This window comes from Kaistia terrae (assembly GCF_026344005.1).
Lineage (GTDB): Bacteria > Pseudomonadota > Alphaproteobacteria > Rhizobiales > Kaistiaceae > Kaistia > Kaistia terrae.
The window spans coordinates 162,653-178,856 of sequence record NZ_JAPKNH010000006.1 but is presented as its reverse complement, the minus strand read 5'-3'; the positions used below and the strand labels follow the sequence as shown (position 1 = coordinate 178,856).

The window sequence follows — 16,204 nt, the reverse complement described above, 5'->3', positions numbered from 1 at the left end:
CCCAACTCCATCTACCGCGGAAGCCGAACGCACGATTCCGCTCGTCGGCGCCCTGTCGGAAGACCCGACCGAGTCCGCCACACCACGGCTGACGCGCGCACGCCTCGTCAAGTTGCTTAGCTATTACCGGCCTTATCTGCCGCTATTGCTGCTTGATCTCGCTTGCGCCGTTCTGGTCTCGGTGACGGCGCTGCTCTTGCCGCTCTGCGCCAATTATGTGACGCGCCTGCTCGTCGCGACCGACGATCCGTCGGCGACGCTTCCCGCCATCTATGCTGTGGGCGGACTGATGCTGGCCCTGCTCGTGATGCAGGCACTGGCGACGCTTTTCGTCGACTATCAGGGTCACATGATGGGGGCGAAGATGGAAGCAGCGCTACGCCGAGAGCTGTTCGCTCACTGTCAGAAGCTCTCTTTCGGCTTCTACGACCGCCAGCGCGTCGGCCAGCTGATGAGCCGCATCACCCACGATCTGTTCGAAGTGGGCGAACTCTATCATCACGGACCGGAGGATCTCGCCATCGCGATCCTCAAATTTGCCGGTGTGACGGCGATTCTGTTCGTCCTCGACGTTCCGCTGGCGCTGATGATCCTCGCCATCATCCCGCCAGCGTCCTTCTTCGCGCTCCATTTCAACAACCGCGTCAATGTGGCGATGCTTCAGGTCAAGGAGCGGGTCGCCGGTGTCAGCGAACGCGTCGAGGATTCGCTCGCCGGTATTCGCGTGGTGCAATCCTTCGCCAACGAGGCGCTAGAGAACCAGCGTTTCGATATGGCCAATCGGCGCTTTCTCGAAGGGCGGCGGATCGGCTATCGCAGCGAGGCCTATCTCTGGGCGGGCACCACAGTTCTCCCCCAGTTGGTCACGGTCCTGGTGATCGTCGCCGGCGCGGTCCGGGTCGCGCAAGGGGCGCTCGGCATCGCCGAGCTGATGACCTTCCTGCTCTGCGTGGCCGTGCTGGTCGATCCGGTCAACCGCCTCGCCAATCTCGCCCGCCTCTGGCAGAGCGGCTTCACCGGCTTCGTGCGCGTCATGGAGATTTTCGAAACGCAGCCCGAGATCGAAGACCGCCCCGGCGCCCTTTCCATCGGCCAGGCGCGCGGCGCGCTCACGTTTGAGAACGTCGGCTTTCGCTACGAGGAGGAAGGCCCGCATGTGCTCAGGAACCTGTCGCTTGCAATCCGACCGGGCGAGTTCGTGGCGCTCGTCGGCGCCTCGGGCGCCGGCAAGAGCTCGCTCTGTTCGCTGATCCCGCGCTTCTATGAAGTGACGGAGGGATGCATCCGGCTCGACGGAAGCGACATTCGTGACATCCGGCTCGACTCACTCCGGCGCAACATCGGCATCGTCCAGCAGGACGTGTACCTGTTCGCCGGCACGGTGATGGAGAACCTGCGCTATGGCCGGCCCAATGCCACCGACGCCGAGGTCGAGGCAGCAGCCCGGGCGGCAAACGCGCATGATTTCATCGTGGCGCTGCCAGCCGGCTATGCGAGCGACATCGGCCAGCGCGGGGTCAAGCTTTCAGGCGGCCAGAAGCAGCGCCTGACCATCGCCCGCGCCATTCTGAAGGATGCGCCGGTGCTGATCTTCGACGAGGCGACCAGCGCCCTCGACAATGAAAGCGAACGCGCCGTGCAACAGGCGCTGATGGCATTGGCGCGAACCCGCACGACACTGGTGATCGCCCACCGCCTGTCGACGGTGCGGCGCGCCGACCGCATCCTTGTGCTGACCGAGGCCGGTATCGTCGAGGAAGGCAGCCATGACGAGCTGATCGCGGCCGACGGCACCTATGCGAGGCTCTACCGGGCACAGGCGAGCCTGTAGGAGGCCCTTACTGGCTCCACCATCATCCTGAGGTGCTTCGCGTGAGCGAAGCCTCGAAGGAGGCTCCAGCGGAGCTCGACTTGCAGGCGAAGCCGCCTGATCCGCCGGTGTTCCCTGGAACCTCCTTCGAGGCCCGGCTTTGCCGGGCACCTCAGGATGAGGGCGGTGTCCGGGAATGCTGCGACAGTTCGAATCGAGACCTTAAGCAAACGAAGCGCCATGAAACAAAACATGCCGCGCTGGTGGGCGCGGCATGTTCGAGAAACGCGAATGGCGCGGAGACCTACGCCTCCATCGCCTCAAGCTCACTGATGAAGCCTTCCAGCACCGAAAGACCCTTCTGCCAGAAGGACGGGTCGGTGGCGTCGAGGCCGAAGGGTGCCAGCAGCTCCGAGTGGTGCTTGGTGCCGCCCGCCTTCAGCAAGTCAAAATACTTCTCCTGGAAGCCGCTCTCCGACTGCCGGTAGACGGCATAGAGCGAGTTCACCAGGCAGTCGCCGAAGGCATAGGCGTAGACGTAGAACGGCGAATGGATGAAGTGCGGGATGTAGGTCCAGAACGTCTCGTAGCCGGTGCCGAGGCGGATCGCCGGGCCGAGGCTTTCGACCTGGACGTCCATCCAGATCGCGTTGAGCTGATCGGAGGTCAGTTCGCCCTCGCGCCGGGCGATATGGACCTTGCGCTCGAACGAATAGAAGGCGATCTGGCGCACGACCGTGTTGATCATGTCCTCGACCTTGGAGGCGAGCATCGCCTTGCGCTGGATCGGATCCGTCTGGCCGTCGAGCAGCGCGCGGAAGGTCAGCATCTCGCCAAACACGCTGGCGGTTTCAGCCAGTGTCAGCGGCGTCGGCGCCATCAGCGCGCCCTGCGGGGCGGCCAGAACCTGGTGCACGCCATGGCCGAGCTCATGCGCCAGCGTCATCACGTCCCGCGTCTTGCCCTGATAATTGAGCAGAACATAAGGATGTGCCGACGGCACGGTCGGATGGGCGAAGGCGCCCGGCGACTTGCCGGGGCGCACCGGCGCATCGATCCAGCTCTTGTCGAAGAAGTCCTTGGCGATCGACGCCATCTCCGGCGAGAAGCGGCCATAGGCGGAGAGCACGGTGTCGCGCGCCTCGGTCCAGGGGATCGTGCGACCCGGCACTTTTGGCAGCGGCGCGTTGCGGTCCCAATGGTCGAGCGCATCCTTGCCGAACCATTTTGCCTTCAGCTTGTAATAGCGGTGCGACAGGCGGGGATAGGCTTCGATCACGGCGGCGACCAGCGCATCGACCACTTCCGGCTCAACCCGGTTTGCGAGGTGGCGGGAAGCCGCCACGTCCTCAAAGCCGCGCCAGCGGTCGGCGATTTCCTTGTCCTTGGCCAGCGTGTTGGTGACCAGGGTGAAGAGACGGATGTTGTCCTTGAAGGTCGCCGCCAGCGCTTCCGACGCGGCCTTGCGCTTGGCCTCGTCCGGGTCCTGCATCAGGTTCAGCGTCGGCTCGAGCGTCAGCTCCTCGCCGTTCACGTCGAAGCGAAGCGAGGCCATCGTCTCGTCGAACAGCCGGTTCCAGGCGCCGCGGCCGGTCACCGACTTCTCGTGGAAGAGCTGCTCGACGCGATCTTCGAGCTGGTAGGGCTTCTCCTTGCGGACGTCCTCGATCCACGGCCGGTAATGCGCGAGCTTCGCATCGGCCTGCATCGCGGCTTCCAGGATCGCATCCTCGACCCGGTTCAGCTCCAGCGTGAAGAACAGCAGATGCGTCGAGGCATCGGTGATCTTCTGCTGCACGTCGCCATAGAACTTGGCGCCGACCGGATCGGTGGTGTCGCCGGAATAGACGAGGCCGGCATAGGAGATGATGCGGCCGAGCAATTCGTCGAGCGCCTCATAAGCGAGGATCGCCTCGACCAGACCGCCGTCGCGGGCAAGCCGCTCGAGCTTGCCTTTGTAGGCAGCGTCGAAAGCGACCGAATCGGTCAGCGCGCGGGCGAGGTCGGCGACAAGAGCCGGCGAATCCATCGCGGGATAGAGGTCGGCAAGGTTCCACTCCGGCAGCGCGCCAAGCGCCGCGTCGGCGGGCTGGGTGGCGAGAGCAGAGCTCTTCGGGATCGCATTGATGAGGGGCATGGATGATCCGATAGCGCGAGAAAGGTGGTCCATACTTAGGGGGCGACCCCCATGGGGATCAACCCGCGACATCACCGCGAGCTGGAACGGTGGGCAGAAGGCGATCATCGACCGCACGGGTAACAGGGCGTTAACGCGGTAACCCGATCATGCCCGCACAGGCCGAGCCCGCAACGCGCGGGCACCGCCCCCGCCGGAACCGCAACTGCCGTGATGCCCGCCCAGATCCTCATCGTCGACGACGATCCCGCCCAGAGGCGGCTTCTGGCCGATGCGGCAGGCCGACTCGGCCACGATGTAGTCGCGCTGGCGGATGGTCGCGCCGCGCTCGATCGGCTGGCCGCGCCCGATGGCGGACGTTTCGACCTGATGATCCTCGATCTCGTCATGCCGGAACTGGACGGCATGGGCGTTCTGGAAAACCTGAAGCGAACCGGCCGTCGATTGCCCACGATCGTCCAGGCGGCGCAAGGCGGCGTCGATCAGGCATCGAGCGCCATTCGCGCAGGGGCCACGGATTTTCTGGTCAAACCCGCATCCCCCGAACGGATCGAAGTCTCGATCCAGAACGCTTTGCGTCTCGGCGCCTTGGAAAAAGAACTGGTCCGGACACGACGTTTTGCGGCCGACGCTCTGACATTGGACGACCTGATCGCCGCGAGTCCGGCGATGGCGAGAGTGGTCCAGCTTGGCCAGCGCGCCGCGGTTTCGCCAATGCCGATCCTGCTTGAGGGGGAAAGCGGCGTCGGCAAGACGCAGATCGCCCGTGCGATCCATGGCTCCAGCGACCGTAGATCGAAGCCGTTTGTCCATGTTTTCTGCGGATCTTCACCCCAGCCTCCCGCCGGCCCGACTCAGCTCAGGGCTGACGCGAGCCCCCTCGCTTTGTATCTCGGCCGGATGCAACAGGCCCAGGGAGGCACGCTGTATCTCGACGAGATCGGCGATTTGTCGCCGGACGTTCAGGCGTTGTTGCTGCGCGCCCTGCAGGAGGGCGAGTTCGAGCCAGTGGGCGCCCGCCGCCCGGTGCGAGTCGATTTTCGGCTGATCGCGGCGACCGACCGCGACCTGATTGCCCTCGTCAAGGAAGGGCGCTTTCGCGAGGATCTCTTTTACCGGATCAACATTTTTCCAATCCGCGTGCCGCCGCTGCGAGATCGCAGCGAGGACATTCCCGAACTGCTCCAAAAATTCGCCGCCCGTTTCGTCGCCGAAGAAGGCAAGCGCGACCTGCGCGCCATTGCGCCGGAGGCGTTGCGCCTGCTGATGGCACATGCCTGGCCCGGCAATGTCCGCCAGCTCGAGAATGTCATTTTCCGCGCCGTGGCCCTTGCCGATGGGCCGATGCTCACTCCGGGCGAGTTTCCGCAGATTGCGGCACAGGGCGGGGGCACTCCCAAATCTCCGGCCGGTATTGCAACGTCGACGGCGCTCCATTTCGCCAAGCCGGTCGCGGCGACGCCTGCTCCGGCTCTGGAGACCCCACAACACCCCGGCAACCTCCGCGCCCTCGATGCCGGCGGCGACGTGCGGCCGCTGGCCGAGATCGAGGCGGAGCTCATCCAACTGGCGCTCGATCGCTACCGTGGCCGCATGGCAACGGTAGCGCGGAAACTCGGAATCGGACGCTCGACTCTCTATCGCAAACTCAAAGAACTCGGCATTGCCGAGATGGGCGAGAAAACGGTTGCCGGAAAAATTGCTGCTGAGTGACGTGGATCGCAGCGCTATCGGCTGAATTGATGTCTATGGGTGCCAAGGCGCCAACCGTGACGGATCGCTCCGGTACGGCTCGAAAGGTTCGGAAGTCATGAAGGGTTCGAGCGAGATGATGGTGAAGGCGACGAAGGCCCTCCTGGCTGGCGTGGCACTGATCGGGCTCACGGTCGGCTCGGCCCATGCGTATCTGCCGGAAGGCAAGACGTTCCGCGAGCGCGCCGGCAGTGCCGCCAGCCTCGCCATGGCCGATGTCGCCAGCGATCCGGCGGCCCGCGCCCTGAAAGCGCTGCTTGCAACCCCGATTGCCAAGGCCTCGTTCAACGACAAGCGCGACCACGCCGCGATGGTCGAATTCTATGCCGAGCGCGATTATCAGCCGGTCTGGATGGTCGATGGCGTCTACACGGTCCAGGCCCGCAAAGTCATGGATCGGATCGCGGCCGCCGCCGAGGATGGGCTCGATCCCGCCGCCTACAAGCTGCCGCCCGCAGCGCTCGGCTCCCGCACGCCGGCAGGCCCCGACATTGCCGCCTCCGTCGATGCCCTGCTCAGCAAGGCCGTGCTGACCTATGCGCGACAGGCCTATGCCGGTCGCCTCGACCCATCGTCGATCAGCAAGCTGATCACCATGAAGCCGCTCCTGCCCGATCCGATCGAGGTTCTCACCACCGTCTCTACCGCGCCAGACGGCGCCCAGGCGCTCGCCGGCTACGACCCGCAGCATGAGGGCTATCTTCGCCTCAAGCAGGCCCTGGCCAAGGCGCGCGCCAGCGAGGCCCCCGCGGTTCACGCGTCGGTGCCCGAGGGCAAGTCGATCAAGCTCGGCTTCACGGACGCCCGCGTGCCGCTTCTGAGGGCGCGTTTCGAACTGCCGGCGCCGAGCGAAGCGCCTGAAGTCTACGACGAAACGCTGGCCCAGGCCGTGAAAAGCTTCCAGGCCGACAAGGGCCTGAAGGCGGACGGCATCGTCGGCAGTGCGACGGTCGCCTTCATCAATGGCACGGGCAAGTCGAACACCGCCGAGATCCTCGCCAATATGGAGCGCTGGCGCTGGATGCCGCGCGATCTCGGCAGCTTTCATGTCATCGCCAATGTGCCGGAATTCATGGTTCGGGTCGTCGACAACGGCAAGGTCGTCCACTCGACGCGTTCCGTCGTCGGCAAGATCACGAACCAGACCCCAATTTTCTCCGATGCGATGGAATCGATCGTCGTTAATCCGAGCTGGAACGTTCCTGCCTCGATCACGATGAAGGAAATGCTGCCGGCCGTTCGCCGCGACCCGAACTACATGACCCGCAAGGGCTATCAGGTGCTCGCCAATGTCGGTGGCAAGTTCCGTCCCGTGGATCCCCAGATGGTCGACTGGAGCACTGTGAACCCGCGCCAGATCATGATCCGCCAGCCGCCGGGCGACGATAATGCGCTTGGCAGCGTCAAGTTCCTGTTCCCGAACGAGCACGCCGTCTATCTGCACGACACCCCATCCAAGAGCTTCTTCAAGCGGGACCTTCGCGCCCTCAGCCATGGCTGCGTCCGCGTCCAGGACCCACTGGAATTTGCCGATGTGCTGCTGTCGCATCAGGGCGGCTGGTCGTCGCAGCGGCTGCGGAAAATGATCGGCGGCAAGGAAAAATGGATCAATTTGCCGAATCGGATCCCGATCCACCTGACTTATTTCACTGCCTTCGTCGACGATGACGGTGTGGTTCAGACCCGCCCCGATGTCTACGGCTACAACGCTCGCGTGGAGAAGGCGCTCGGCCTTTAGCCGCGGAAATCCGCCATTTCTTCAGCGTCACCGCTCGGCCTGCCTGGTGAGGCAGGGTCGACAGAACCGTCGGTACATGCCAAACCGCGCTGGACGATTTCCGGCGCGGTTTCCTTTTTGCCCTTCTATTGCCACGATCTCCGTCGTAATTTTGCGGAATGACATTGCCGTGATCGGCAAGTGATGCCCCTCGGTGAGGTGCAAAAAAGGTCGATTACGGTAAATGCTCATTAACACTCATGAAGCATTCTGCCCTTTACGGGGGCCCATTTCGGGCAGGGACGCAGAAGCACATTGATTAAGCACATCGATCAGTATCAGCGAGACCAGGGCCTGCTGCGTCGTTGTGGCATTGCTCTCCGCACGCTCCTCGCCACCGCCGTTGTTTCCGGCTCGATGGTCGTGACGGCGCCCGTGAACAAGGCTGATGCCGCAGCGGGTGACCGCGCGCTGACGCTTTACAACATGCATACCAAGGAAAGCGCGACGATCGTCTTCAAGCGCGGCAACCGCTTTGATGCGGGCGGCGTCAAGAAGCTCAACAATTTCCTGCGCGACTGGCGCCGGAACGAGCCGACGAAGATGGATCCGCAGCTTTTCGACCTGATCTGGAGCGTTTACCAGCAGAGCGGCTCGCGGCAACCGATCCATGTTGTCAGCGGCTATCGTTCGCCCGCCACCAACGGCGCACTCCGGTCCCGTTCGCGCGGCGTCGCCAAGAAGAGCCAGCATATGCTCGGCAAGGCGATGGATTTCTATCTGCCGGACGTGCAACTCGCCAAGCTCCGGGCCATTGGCCTGAAGATGCAGGTAGGTGGCGTCGGCTTCTATCCGACCTCCGGTTCGCCCTTCGTCCATATGGATACGGGCAGCGTTCGCCACTGGCCGAAGATGACGCGCGACCAGCTCGTCCGCATCTTCCCGGACGGCAAGACGCTGCATGTGCCTTCTGACGGCCGGCCACTGCCCGGCTATGAGCAGGCCCTCGCCGCCTACAAGTCCCGCAAGGCTGGCGGCGCCGTCATGATGGCCAGCGCTTCGCCCGCCAAGGGCAAGTCCTGGTTCAGCCGCCTGACCGGCAATGATTCCGTCGACGAGGACGATATCCCGGCGCCCGCCGCACCGGCTGCGAAGCCGAGCCAGGCCCCGGCGGTCGAAGCCGAAGTCGATGCCGTTCAGGTCGCCGCTGTCGCAGAGACGACGGCTCCCGAGGCTGAGGCCGTTCCGTTCGCTACGGCGTCCGCTCCGCTGCCGCGCCCTGCCCCGAACCGCGAACCGGAAGCCGTCGTTGTGGCCGCTGCCGAGATCGACACCGCTTTCCCGCCGGCCCCGCGCCGCTCGCCGGTCGTCCGACCGGTCATGGCGCTAGCCAGCGTCGCACCGATCCCGCAGGCATCGCCGATCCAGGCGGCTCCGGCCTATGGCGAAGGCATCACCGACACGTTGGCAGCGCTTGATGCCACCGCGTCGGCCAAGGCCAACGCTCAGGTGGCGAGCCTGCGCAAGACCGGCACGGCCGCAGACGCCATCGCCGAAGCTTTGGGCAAGGACACGTCCTCCAGCGACGCGATGATGGCCTATGCCGCACCGCTGACTTTCGACGAAGCCACCGCGCCGCAGATTGATGCAGCCTCGGGCGCCCTTGTCGCCGGTCATTCCGCAAAGCCGGTCGCCAAGGCTTCGAACGGCAGCACGAAGCTCGCTTCGCTGGGGACCACCCCAGGGCTGCAAGCCGCGGTGCCGGTGGTATCGAACGACCCGCTGGCCCGGTTGACGCCGGTTGCCTATGAAGCGGCGACAATCGAACTCGTCACCCGCAGCGGCTCGACGCGTCAGAAGACCTACGCCAACCTGCAGATGCCGCAGCCCTTCTCGATGCCGGAACTGTTCACGGCGCCGGAACGCTCCATCCGCCTCGGTTTCGGCCGCATCGCGTATGAGGGTCTGCGCACCGACCGCTTCGCCGGCCCGCTGGTTCACCAGCTTGGCACGGCAGAGTTTGCACCGGTTCAGACAATCGGACGGACAGCCTTCCTGAAGCGCTGACCTATCCAGTTTCAAGCATTCAAAAGCGCCGTGGCGACCTGCCACGGCGCTTTTTTGTTGCGCGGTTGCCGGCGAAGAACACCGGCCTTCTCGCTTCCTGTTTCAACTTGCGCGAAAGCAAGGAACGCGCAACGGCATGACAAGCGACAGCGGCTCGATTCAGGGCAGGGAAAGGAAGCGGAAAGCGCTGGCGGGAGATTGCCGAGCGACCGGCCACCGGACGCAAAACTGCGCTGGGCGCTGTCGGCGCGGGCCTTAGGCTGTTATAGCTTGCAGTATCAGCCGAGAGGATGCATGCGCCATGACCGAAACGAACGACCGCTTCAAGAAAGCCCCGCGCAAGCAGGCGTCGCCGGGAAAACGGGTGTCGCTGTCGGCGGAAGCCCGTCAGGCTTATGAGGATCTGGTGCGGACGCGGGACGAACGCGACCGCACTTACGGCCAGCATCTTCCGGCCGAGAACAAGGGCAAGTAGCCCGTCCGCAGCGTTTTTGAGCGAAGTGGATACCGGTTCGCGTGAAGATAACGCCGTTCAGAGTTTCCCTGAAACGATGAACGACTCTGGTCGGCCGTCGGCCAGCCAGTCTGCGGCGTGCGATCGGAGCAGCGCTCCGATCGACCCCGTCAGAAAGACAGTCTGATCAGACCATCCCGAGCGCGTTCTTGTAGAGTTCGAGGATAGCCTCTTGCTCTTCGCGCTCGTTGGCGTCCTGCTTGCGCAGCGCCACGATCTTGCGGAGAGCCTTGGTGTCATAGCCATTGGCTTTCGCTTCGCCGTAGACATCCTTGATGTCGTCCGCGATGGCCTTCTTCTCTTCTTCGAGTCGCTCGATCCGCTCGACAATGGACCTGAGCTGGGCGGCGGCGACACCCTGGACTTCATCTTCAGCCATGTTGGGGAACCTCAAAAGATTGGCGACAGGCGAGCGTGAGTGCCCGACTTAGGCGAAGGGGTCAAGTCCACAAAGGATGTGTCGGTGCGTCAATGGCCGGGTTGGCGGGTTGAGAAGGCCACCTTTTGTTCCTCCGTCGCCTCGCGTTGGTTGAGCTGCTGCCACTCTGCGTAGGGCATGCCGTAAACGATCTCTCGCGAAGCCTCCTTGGAGAGCTCTATTCCCTTTGCCTCGGCAGCCTCGCGATACCAGTTCGACAGGCAGTTGCGGCAGAAGCCGGCAAGGTTCATCAAATCGATGTTCTGCACGTCGCTGCGCGCGCGCAGATGCTCGACCAGGCTGCGAAACGCCGCCGCCTCAAGCTCGATCGTCGTCTGTGGGTCCAGTTCGGTGGTCATGACAGCCTGCCTTCGAAGATGGAGGATCGACCCGAAGGTCCGTTTCAGCGCCTCTGCGGCCGGCGCCGCTACCGTGAGCCGCTACTCGGCAACCGCTATCTGGAATCAGCGAGCGAGCCAAAGAATTCAACCTTGTGCGGCGCTTCGCCGACCTTGAGATCGACAAGAACCTTGCCGAGGCGATCCGCCCATTCGGCGACGCCCGCCGGATCGGCGACCAGATCCTGGCGGATCTCGACCAGAGCATGGGCGAGGCCGCGCTTCGTCGCATGGCGGTAGAGCGTGTCGCCCTTGAGCGCGCCGTGATAGGGCTCGTTGTCGCCCACGACGATGGCCGGATCGAGCGCCAGCCCATCGATCAGCGGCAAGGCAAGCCGCGGATCGGCATCCCAGAGAATACCCGCGTGCCAGGGCCGCGGCGTACCCTTCCAGAGCGGCGTGAAGCTATGGATCGACAGGATCATCGGGATCCGGCCGCTCGCCATGCCGGCCTCGATGGTCCGGTTCACCGCATCGTCATAGGGCTGGTAGAAGCGGGCAATCCGGTTTTCGCGCTCGTCCCTGTCGATTTTCGCGTTGCGCGGGATCACCGCCCCGTCCGAGAGCCGCATGATCAGCGTGGGATCGTCGAGACCACGGTTGGGATCGATCAGCAGCCGTGAAAAATGCGACAGCACCGCCGGAACGCCAAAGCGATCGGCCAGCGCGCGCGTCAAAACCTCTGCGCCGATGTCATAGGCGATGTGGCGCTCGAACTCGGATGGCGGCAGGCCAAGCGATCCGTATTCCTCCGGCACGTGGCTGGAAGCATGATCGCAGAGCAGGATCAGCCCGGCGCGATCGTCGCCTGGAATCATTTCGAAGACGGCCTCGGCCCCGTTGTCGCGTGCGGGACCCGGATTTAGTGCCAAGCTTGGATTTGGAGCGTCATGCATGGCTAAATGATAGTGACCCGGCCGAACGGCTGCCATAGGAATGTGCTTCCTCTTCCGTAGAGATTGCCTTGCCGCCCGCATCGCCCGCCCCATCGCCACCCTCATCCGTCGCCGCCTTCGCCATTCCGGCCCTTATCCTGGGCGCGATGGCGATGGGCATATCGCCGATCTTTGTGCGATGGACGGATGTCGGCCCGTTCGCCAGCGCATTCTGGCGCGTCGGCGGCGCGCTGCCGCTACTGTTCGCCTGGGCGCTGGTCGAGGCGCGCCGGTCGGGAGCCTCGGCCGCCTCCATCTGGAAAATCGATGGCGCCATACTGGCGGCCGGCGCCCTGTTCTCTGCCGACCTGCTCTTCTGGCACCTGGCGATCCTGAAGACGAGCGTCGCCAACGCTACGTTCCTCGCCACCATGGCGCCGGTATGGGTGGTGCTAGGCTCCGGTCTCCTGATCGGCGAGAAAGTCGGGCGCGGCGTTCTGGCGGGCCTTGGGCTTTGCCTGCTGGGGGCTGCCTTCCTGGTCGGCATGAGCTGGCGCGTGCGACCGGACCATCTCGACGGCGACCTCTACGGCATCGCGACCTCCTTCTTCTTCGGAGGCTATTTCCTCGCCGTGCGCGTGGCACGCCGCCGCTCCTCGGCCGGAAAAATCACTTTCCTGTCAACGGTGATCACCGCTGGAGTGCTTCTCGCCGTCGCGCTTGCGACGGAGCCGCGCATTCTGCCCGACACGATCGAGAGTGCCGCTTCGCTGGCCGGACTCGCTTTCATCAGCCATGCCGGTGGGCAAGGTATGCTTGCCTTCGCGCTCGGCCATCTGCCTGCCGCTTTCTCAGCGTTGGTGATCTTCCTGGAAGCGGTCGCGGCGGGTTTAGCCGGCTGGCTGTTTCTCGGCGAGGCCGTGTCGCTGCCGCAGGCCATCGGCGGCGCGCTCATTCTTGCCGGTATCTTCATCGCCCGCCCCCAACGGGGCGGCTGACGAAAGGGTTTCAGCCATCATGCCGCCGCGTTTATTTTGAACATCACAATAATGCAATCCAACGGACTGACATTGGCGGCCAACCCGCACCGAAAGCGGGCATTTTCCTCGCCCGCTCCCCTCACGCCAAGGTTGACAGCTGGAAAGCCGCAGCGTCATAAAGCTGCCTCCTGCCTCAACCGGTTCGCGACCTCATCGATGCGATCATATGAGCTTCGACATTGGCCGCGTTCGGCCCTACTGCTTTGCGTTGTCGCGCTGGCGGCGTTCTTCCTGCAGTCTGCGCCGGCATCCGCCGATCTGCGCCTCTGCAACAAGACGCCCAGTCGCGTCGGCGTCGCCATTGGCTACAAGGACAAGAAAGTCTGGACGACCGAAGGCTGGTGGAACGTCCCGGTCAATAGCTGCGAGACGCTCGTCAGCGGCACCCTCGTGTCACGATACTATTACGTCTATGCGGTCGACTACGACCACGGTGGCGAGTGGAGTGGCAAATACGTGATGTGCACGAAAGACAAAATGTTTACCATTGAAGGCACCGAAGATTGCGTGCCGCGTGGATTTAATCGTTCCGGCTTCTTCGAAGTCGATACCGGCGAACAAACCAGCTGGACCATCCAGCTCAACGAACCTGCACAGCAAGGAGCGCAACGCAAATGAGACGGTCGCGTAAGGTCAAGATTCTCGCGACCCTGGGTCCGGCGTCTTCCGACAAGAAGATGATCGAGGCCCTGTTCCGGGCCGGCGCCGATGTGTTCCGCATCAACATGAGCCACACGACGCACGAGAAGCTGAACGAACTCGTGGGCATCATCCGCAACGTGGAAGCCGATGTCGGCCGTCCCATCGGAATTCTTGCCGACCTCCAGGGTCCGAAGCTGCGCCTGGGCGCTTTTGCCAACAAGTCCGTCGATATCATCGTCGGCCAGAATTTCACGCTCGACAGCGACCCGACGCCCGGCACCGAGGGCCGCGTCTTCCTGCCGCATCCCGAAATCCTCGAAGTTCTCGAGCCCGGTCATCGCCTGCTGATCGACGACGGCAAGGTCCGCCTGCGCGTCATCTCGACGGATGGCAAGAGCGCGCTGACCACGGTTGAAGTCGGCCTCAAGCTTTCGGATCGCAAGGGCGTCAGCGTTCCGGATTCGACGATCAAGACCGGCGCGCTGACCGACAAGGACCGCGCCGATCTCACGGCTGCCCTTCAGGCCAATGTCGACTGGATCGCCCTCTCCTTCGTCCAGCGCCCCGAAGACGTCGCCGAGGTTCGCGACATCGTCGCCGGCCGCGCCGGCATCATGTCGAAGATCGAGAAGCCGCAGGCAGTCCAGCGCCTGGCCGAGATCATCGAGATCTCCGACGCGCTGATGGTGGCGCGCGGCGATCTAGGCGTCGAGATGCCGCTGGAGCAGGTTCCGGGCATCCAGAAGCAGATCACCCGCGCCTGCCGTCGTGCCGGCAAGCCGGTCGTCGTCGCGACGCAGATGCTGGAGTCGATGATTACAGCGCCGGTTCCCACCCGCGCCGAAGTCTCCGACGTCGCCACCGCAGTTTACGAAGGCGCCGACGCCATCATGCTTTCGGCCGAGTCGGCCGCGGGTGCATTCCCGATCGACGCCGTCGAGACGATGGACCGGATCGCCACCCAGGTGGAACTCGATTCGAACCACAAGAACATCATGCACGCCCAGCGCACCGAGCCGGAGGCGACCGGCGCCGACGCGATCTCGGCCGCCGCCCGCCAGATTGCCGAGACGCTGAACCTCGCCGCCATCTGCTGCTACACCGCCTCGGGTTCGACCGGCCTTCGCGCCGCCCGCGAACGCCCGCAGACGCCGATCATCGCCTTGTCGCCGATCGTCTCGACGGCACGTCGCCTTTCGGTCGTATGGGGTCTGCACTGCGTCGTCAGCGACGACGCCTACAACCTCGACGACATGGTGAACCGCGCCTGCTTCATCGCCAATCGCGAAGGTTTCGCGAAGCCCGGCGACCGGATCATCATCACGGCCGGCGTTCCGCTGCGCACGCCGGGCGCGACCAACATGCTGCGCATTGCCTATGTCGGCACCGGCGCTGAAGAGGGGCGCCGCTAGGCGGCTCCCCGGTCCTTCCAGGGCCATCCGAGACCGCCCTTTCCCCTGGAGGGTGGCGCGCCTCGCCAATGACAAATGACAACACCGGCCTCCTCGCGGAGAGCCGGTGTTTTTTTTGCGCTTCTGTCAGGGAGCGGCTGCCCGAGGGGTTTCGAGTGACGTGGGTAGCGACAGCTAGATCTCGCGGCCGTCGAGTTCCGGCTCGAGCGTCTTGATGGCATCGCGAACCTGATCGTCGAGATAAGGATCGATGGCGATTGCCTTCTTCAGCGCCAGAAGGGCTTCCTTCTTGCGGTCGATCTCGTTCAGAATCATGCCGAGCCCGGCCAAGGCGCCATAGTGGCGCGGCTCCAGCGCCAGCACCTTCTCCAGGTCGGAAAGCGCCTTGCCATATTCGTCCTGCAGGAAGAACAGCGTCGCGCGCCGATTCCAGCCCTCGACATAATCGGGCTTCATCGTGGTAACGGCGTCGAGATAATCCAAGGCGCGGGGAAAATTCTTGGTGGCGATCGCTTCGGTCGCCCACTGCATCAGCAGTTCGATCGTATCGCTGCCCGAGTCGCGCCAGCGTCGCTCCAGCTCCGACTCGACGGCCTTGCCTGTCGCGTCGTCGCCTGGTTTGGCGAGAGTCGAGAACAATTGGTCCATGCTCTGGCTCGTCAACCCGCCGTCCTTCCCGGAGGAATCGGCAGAATCAGGGGTCGCTGCGAGCGACACCGACGAGAGAGCGGCCAACGCAAAGAGAGAAATGACAAATGCCCGCATGATGGCAGTTTAAGCCGTCATGCGGGCATCGTCAAAATCATATCCGGACGGCGCGCCGAAGCGCGCCCGCCAATTAGCCCTGACGGGCCTTGTAGCGCGGATTCACCTTATTGATGATGAATACACGGCCCTTCCGGCGCACGAGCCGGTTGGCGCGGTGACGCCCGAGAAGGGACCTGAGCGAATTCTTGATCTTCATGGCGGCAACGCTCGTGAAAGGGTTCTGGGAACGACACGAGCGCCAAGGCACCCGCTCGAAATTTCGGCCGGACCATAGTCAGCGGTGACCTGCCTTGTCAACACGAAGCGGCCAGAATCCGGTGATTGCGCCCTGCGACGTAACGTTATGCGGCAAAGTTCGGAACGATTGCCGGGCTGAGAGGTTTCTTACCCGGACGGGGTTCAGCGGAGTGAGTGAAATGCCCAACAAAGACCAACGCGGCGGATCCGGCAATTTTGCAAACGATCCGAAACGAGCTTCCGAAATGGGCAAGAAGGGCGGCGAACAGGCCAAGCAGCAGAGCCAGGCGTCCGACAGGACGACACAGCAAGGTTCGCACGGATCCCAGAACAAGGATCGTGACCCCTCGCACAAGGGCGGCCAGCGCTAGCCCATCGCATGAATGAACCGATGGACCCGCCCAGCAAAGGGCGGGT

15 protein-coding genes are annotated in these 16,204 nt (G+C 63.8%); 9 read left to right on the top strand and 6 right to left on the bottom strand.

All coding sequences use genetic code 11. The features are described from left to right. Window positions 1-52: 52 nt before the first annotated feature. On the top strand, window positions 53-1,831 hold the full coding sequence (locus OSH12_RS17700) for an ABC transporter ATP-binding protein (RefSeq protein ID WP_380223031.1): 1,779 nt from the start codon (window positions 53-55) through the stop codon (window positions 1,829-1,831). A gap of 283 nt (window positions 1,832-2,114) precedes the next feature. Here OSH12_RS17700 and OSH12_RS17695 read toward each other — a convergent pair whose 3' ends face one another. Further along, a complete protein-coding gene (locus OSH12_RS17695; RefSeq protein ID WP_266344913.1) occupies window positions 2,115-3,947 on the bottom strand; it encodes a M3 family oligoendopeptidase in 1,833 nt (610 codons plus the stop codon). Window positions 3,948-4,160: 213 nt separating this feature from the next. On the opposite strand from OSH12_RS17695, the gene OSH12_RS17690 reads away from it, so the two are divergent. The 4 genes from OSH12_RS17690 to OSH12_RS17675 all read left to right on the top strand — a co-directional run bounded on the left by OSH12_RS17690 (window position 4,161) and on the right by OSH12_RS17675 (window position 9,958). Continuing rightward, window positions 4,161-5,660 carry a sigma-54-dependent transcriptional regulator gene (locus tag OSH12_RS17690; protein ID WP_266345051.1) on the top strand — a complete coding sequence of 500 codons (1,500 nt, stop codon included), beginning with the start codon at window positions 4,161-4,163 and terminating at the stop codon, window positions 5,658-5,660. Window positions 5,661-5,757: 97 nt separating this feature from the next. Next, the gene (locus OSH12_RS17685) at window positions 5,758-7,437 is read left to right on the top strand and encodes a L,D-transpeptidase family protein (protein WP_266344912.1); all 1,680 of its coding nucleotides are present in this window, start codon (window positions 5,758-5,760) and stop codon (window positions 7,435-7,437) included. Window positions 7,438-7,731: 294 nt separating this feature from the next. After that, window positions 7,732-9,483 (top strand): DUF882 domain-containing protein, encoded by a 1,752-nt coding sequence (locus OSH12_RS17680; protein ID WP_380222943.1) that lies wholly within the window; start codon window positions 7,732-7,734, stop codon window positions 9,481-9,483. A gap of 301 nt (window positions 9,484-9,784) precedes the next feature. Next, window positions 9,785-9,958: a hypothetical protein gene (locus OSH12_RS17675; RefSeq protein WP_266344911.1), complete on the top strand. Its 174-nt coding sequence runs from the start codon at window positions 9,785-9,787 to the stop codon at window positions 9,956-9,958. 166 nt (window positions 9,959-10,124) lie between these two features. Here the strand turns inward: OSH12_RS17675 and OSH12_RS17670 are convergent, their stop codons facing one another. The 3 genes from OSH12_RS17670 to OSH12_RS17660 all read right to left on the bottom strand — a co-directional run bounded on the left by OSH12_RS17670 (window position 10,125) and on the right by OSH12_RS17660 (window position 11,631). Beyond that, the gene (locus OSH12_RS17670) at window positions 10,125-10,376 is read right to left on the bottom strand and encodes a DUF2312 domain-containing protein (protein WP_266330224.1); all 252 of its coding nucleotides are present in this window, start codon (window positions 10,374-10,376) and stop codon (window positions 10,125-10,127) included. Window positions 10,377-10,465: 89 nt separating this feature from the next. Further along, the gene (locus OSH12_RS17665) at window positions 10,466-10,774 is read right to left on the bottom strand and encodes a DUF1244 domain-containing protein (RefSeq protein ID WP_266344910.1); all 309 of its coding nucleotides are present in this window, start codon (window positions 10,772-10,774) and stop codon (window positions 10,466-10,468) included. 95 nt (window positions 10,775-10,869) lie between these two features. Further along, complete coding sequence (locus OSH12_RS17660) at window positions 10,870-11,631, bottom strand: N-formylglutamate amidohydrolase (RefSeq protein ID WP_266344909.1); 762 nt, start codon at window positions 11,629-11,631, stop codon at window positions 10,870-10,872. A 146-nt stretch (window positions 11,632-11,777) separates the two neighbouring features. Between OSH12_RS17660 and OSH12_RS17655 the strand changes: the two genes are divergently transcribed. Genes OSH12_RS17655 through pyk form a run of 3 tightly spaced genes read left to right on the top strand, consistent with a single transcriptional unit; the run spans window position 11,778 to window position 14,782 of the window. Beyond that, on the top strand, window positions 11,778-12,686 hold the full coding sequence (locus OSH12_RS17655; RefSeq protein ID WP_266344908.1) for a DMT family transporter: 909 nt from the start codon (window positions 11,778-11,780) through the stop codon (window positions 12,684-12,686). A 51-nt stretch (window positions 12,687-12,737) separates the two neighbouring features. Further along, window positions 12,738-13,346 carry a DUF1036 domain-containing protein gene (locus tag OSH12_RS17650; protein WP_323180684.1) on the top strand — a complete coding sequence of 203 codons (609 nt, stop codon included), beginning with the start codon at window positions 12,738-12,740 and terminating at the stop codon, window positions 13,344-13,346. Then, complete coding sequence (pyk, locus tag OSH12_RS17645; protein WP_266344907.1) at window positions 13,343-14,782, top strand: pyruvate kinase; 1,440 nt, start codon at window positions 13,343-13,345, stop codon at window positions 14,780-14,782. Before OSH12_RS17650 ends, pyk begins: the two co-directional genes overlap by 4 nt. A gap of 174 nt (window positions 14,783-14,956) precedes the next feature. Here the strand turns inward: pyk and OSH12_RS17640 are convergent, their stop codons facing one another. Beyond that, entirely contained in the window at window positions 14,957-15,430 is a 474-nt protein-coding gene (locus OSH12_RS17640; protein WP_266344906.1) for a tetratricopeptide repeat protein, read from the bottom strand. A gap of 190 nt (window positions 15,431-15,620) precedes the next feature. Continuing rightward, window positions 15,621-15,746, bottom strand: coding sequence for a type B 50S ribosomal protein L36 (gene ykgO / locus OSH12_RS17635; RefSeq protein WP_266344905.1), 126 nt, complete (start codon window positions 15,744-15,746; stop codon window positions 15,621-15,623). Window positions 15,747-15,966: 220 nt separating this feature from the next. On the opposite strand from ykgO, the gene OSH12_RS17630 reads away from it, so the two are divergent. Continuing rightward, on the top strand, window positions 15,967-16,158 hold the full coding sequence (locus OSH12_RS17630; protein ID WP_266344904.1) for a KGG domain-containing protein: 192 nt from the start codon (window positions 15,967-15,969) through the stop codon (window positions 16,156-16,158). The last annotated feature ends 46 nt before the right edge of the window (window positions 16,159-16,204 follow it).

Bases quoted from the DNA above. Each gene is read 5' to 3' on its own strand.
- OSH12_RS17695 (WP_266344913.1), bottom strand. From the start codon at position 3,947: ATGCCCCTCATCAATGCGATCCCGAAGAGCTCTGCTCTCGCCACCCAG.
- OSH12_RS17690 (WP_266345051.1), top strand. From the start codon at position 4,161: ATGCCCGCCCAGATCCTCATCGTCGACGACGATCCCGCCCAGAGGCGG.
- OSH12_RS17685 (WP_266344912.1), top strand. From the start codon at position 5,758: ATGAAGGGTTCGAGCGAGATGATGGTGAAGGCGACGAAGGCCCTCCTG.
- OSH12_RS17675 (WP_266344911.1), top strand. From the start codon at position 9,785: ATGACCGAAACGAACGACCGCTTCAAGAAAGCCCCGCGCAAGCAGGCG.
- OSH12_RS17670 (WP_266330224.1), bottom strand. From the start codon at position 10,376: ATGGCTGAAGATGAAGTCCAGGGTGTCGCCGCCGCCCAGCTCAGGTCC.
- OSH12_RS17665 (WP_266344910.1), bottom strand. From the start codon at position 10,774: ATGACCACCGAACTGGACCCACAGACGACGATCGAGCTTGAGGCGGCG.
- OSH12_RS17660 (WP_266344909.1), bottom strand. From the start codon at position 11,631: ATGATTCCAGGCGACGATCGCGCCGGGCTGATCCTGCTCTGCGATCAT.
- OSH12_RS17650 (WP_323180684.1), top strand. From the start codon at position 12,738: ATGCAATCCAACGGACTGACATTGGCGGCCAACCCGCACCGAAAGCGG.
- pyk (WP_266344907.1), top strand. From the start codon at position 13,343: ATGAGACGGTCGCGTAAGGTCAAGATTCTCGCGACCCTGGGTCCGGCG.
- OSH12_RS17640 (WP_266344906.1), bottom strand. From the start codon at position 15,430: ATGGACCAATTGTTCTCGACTCTCGCCAAACCAGGCGACGACGCGACA.
- ykgO (WP_266344905.1), bottom strand. From the start codon at position 15,746: ATGAAGATCAAGAATTCGCTCAGGTCCCTTCTCGGGCGTCACCGCGCC.
- OSH12_RS17630 (WP_266344904.1), top strand. From the start codon at position 15,967: ATGCCCAACAAAGACCAACGCGGCGGATCCGGCAATTTTGCAAACGAT.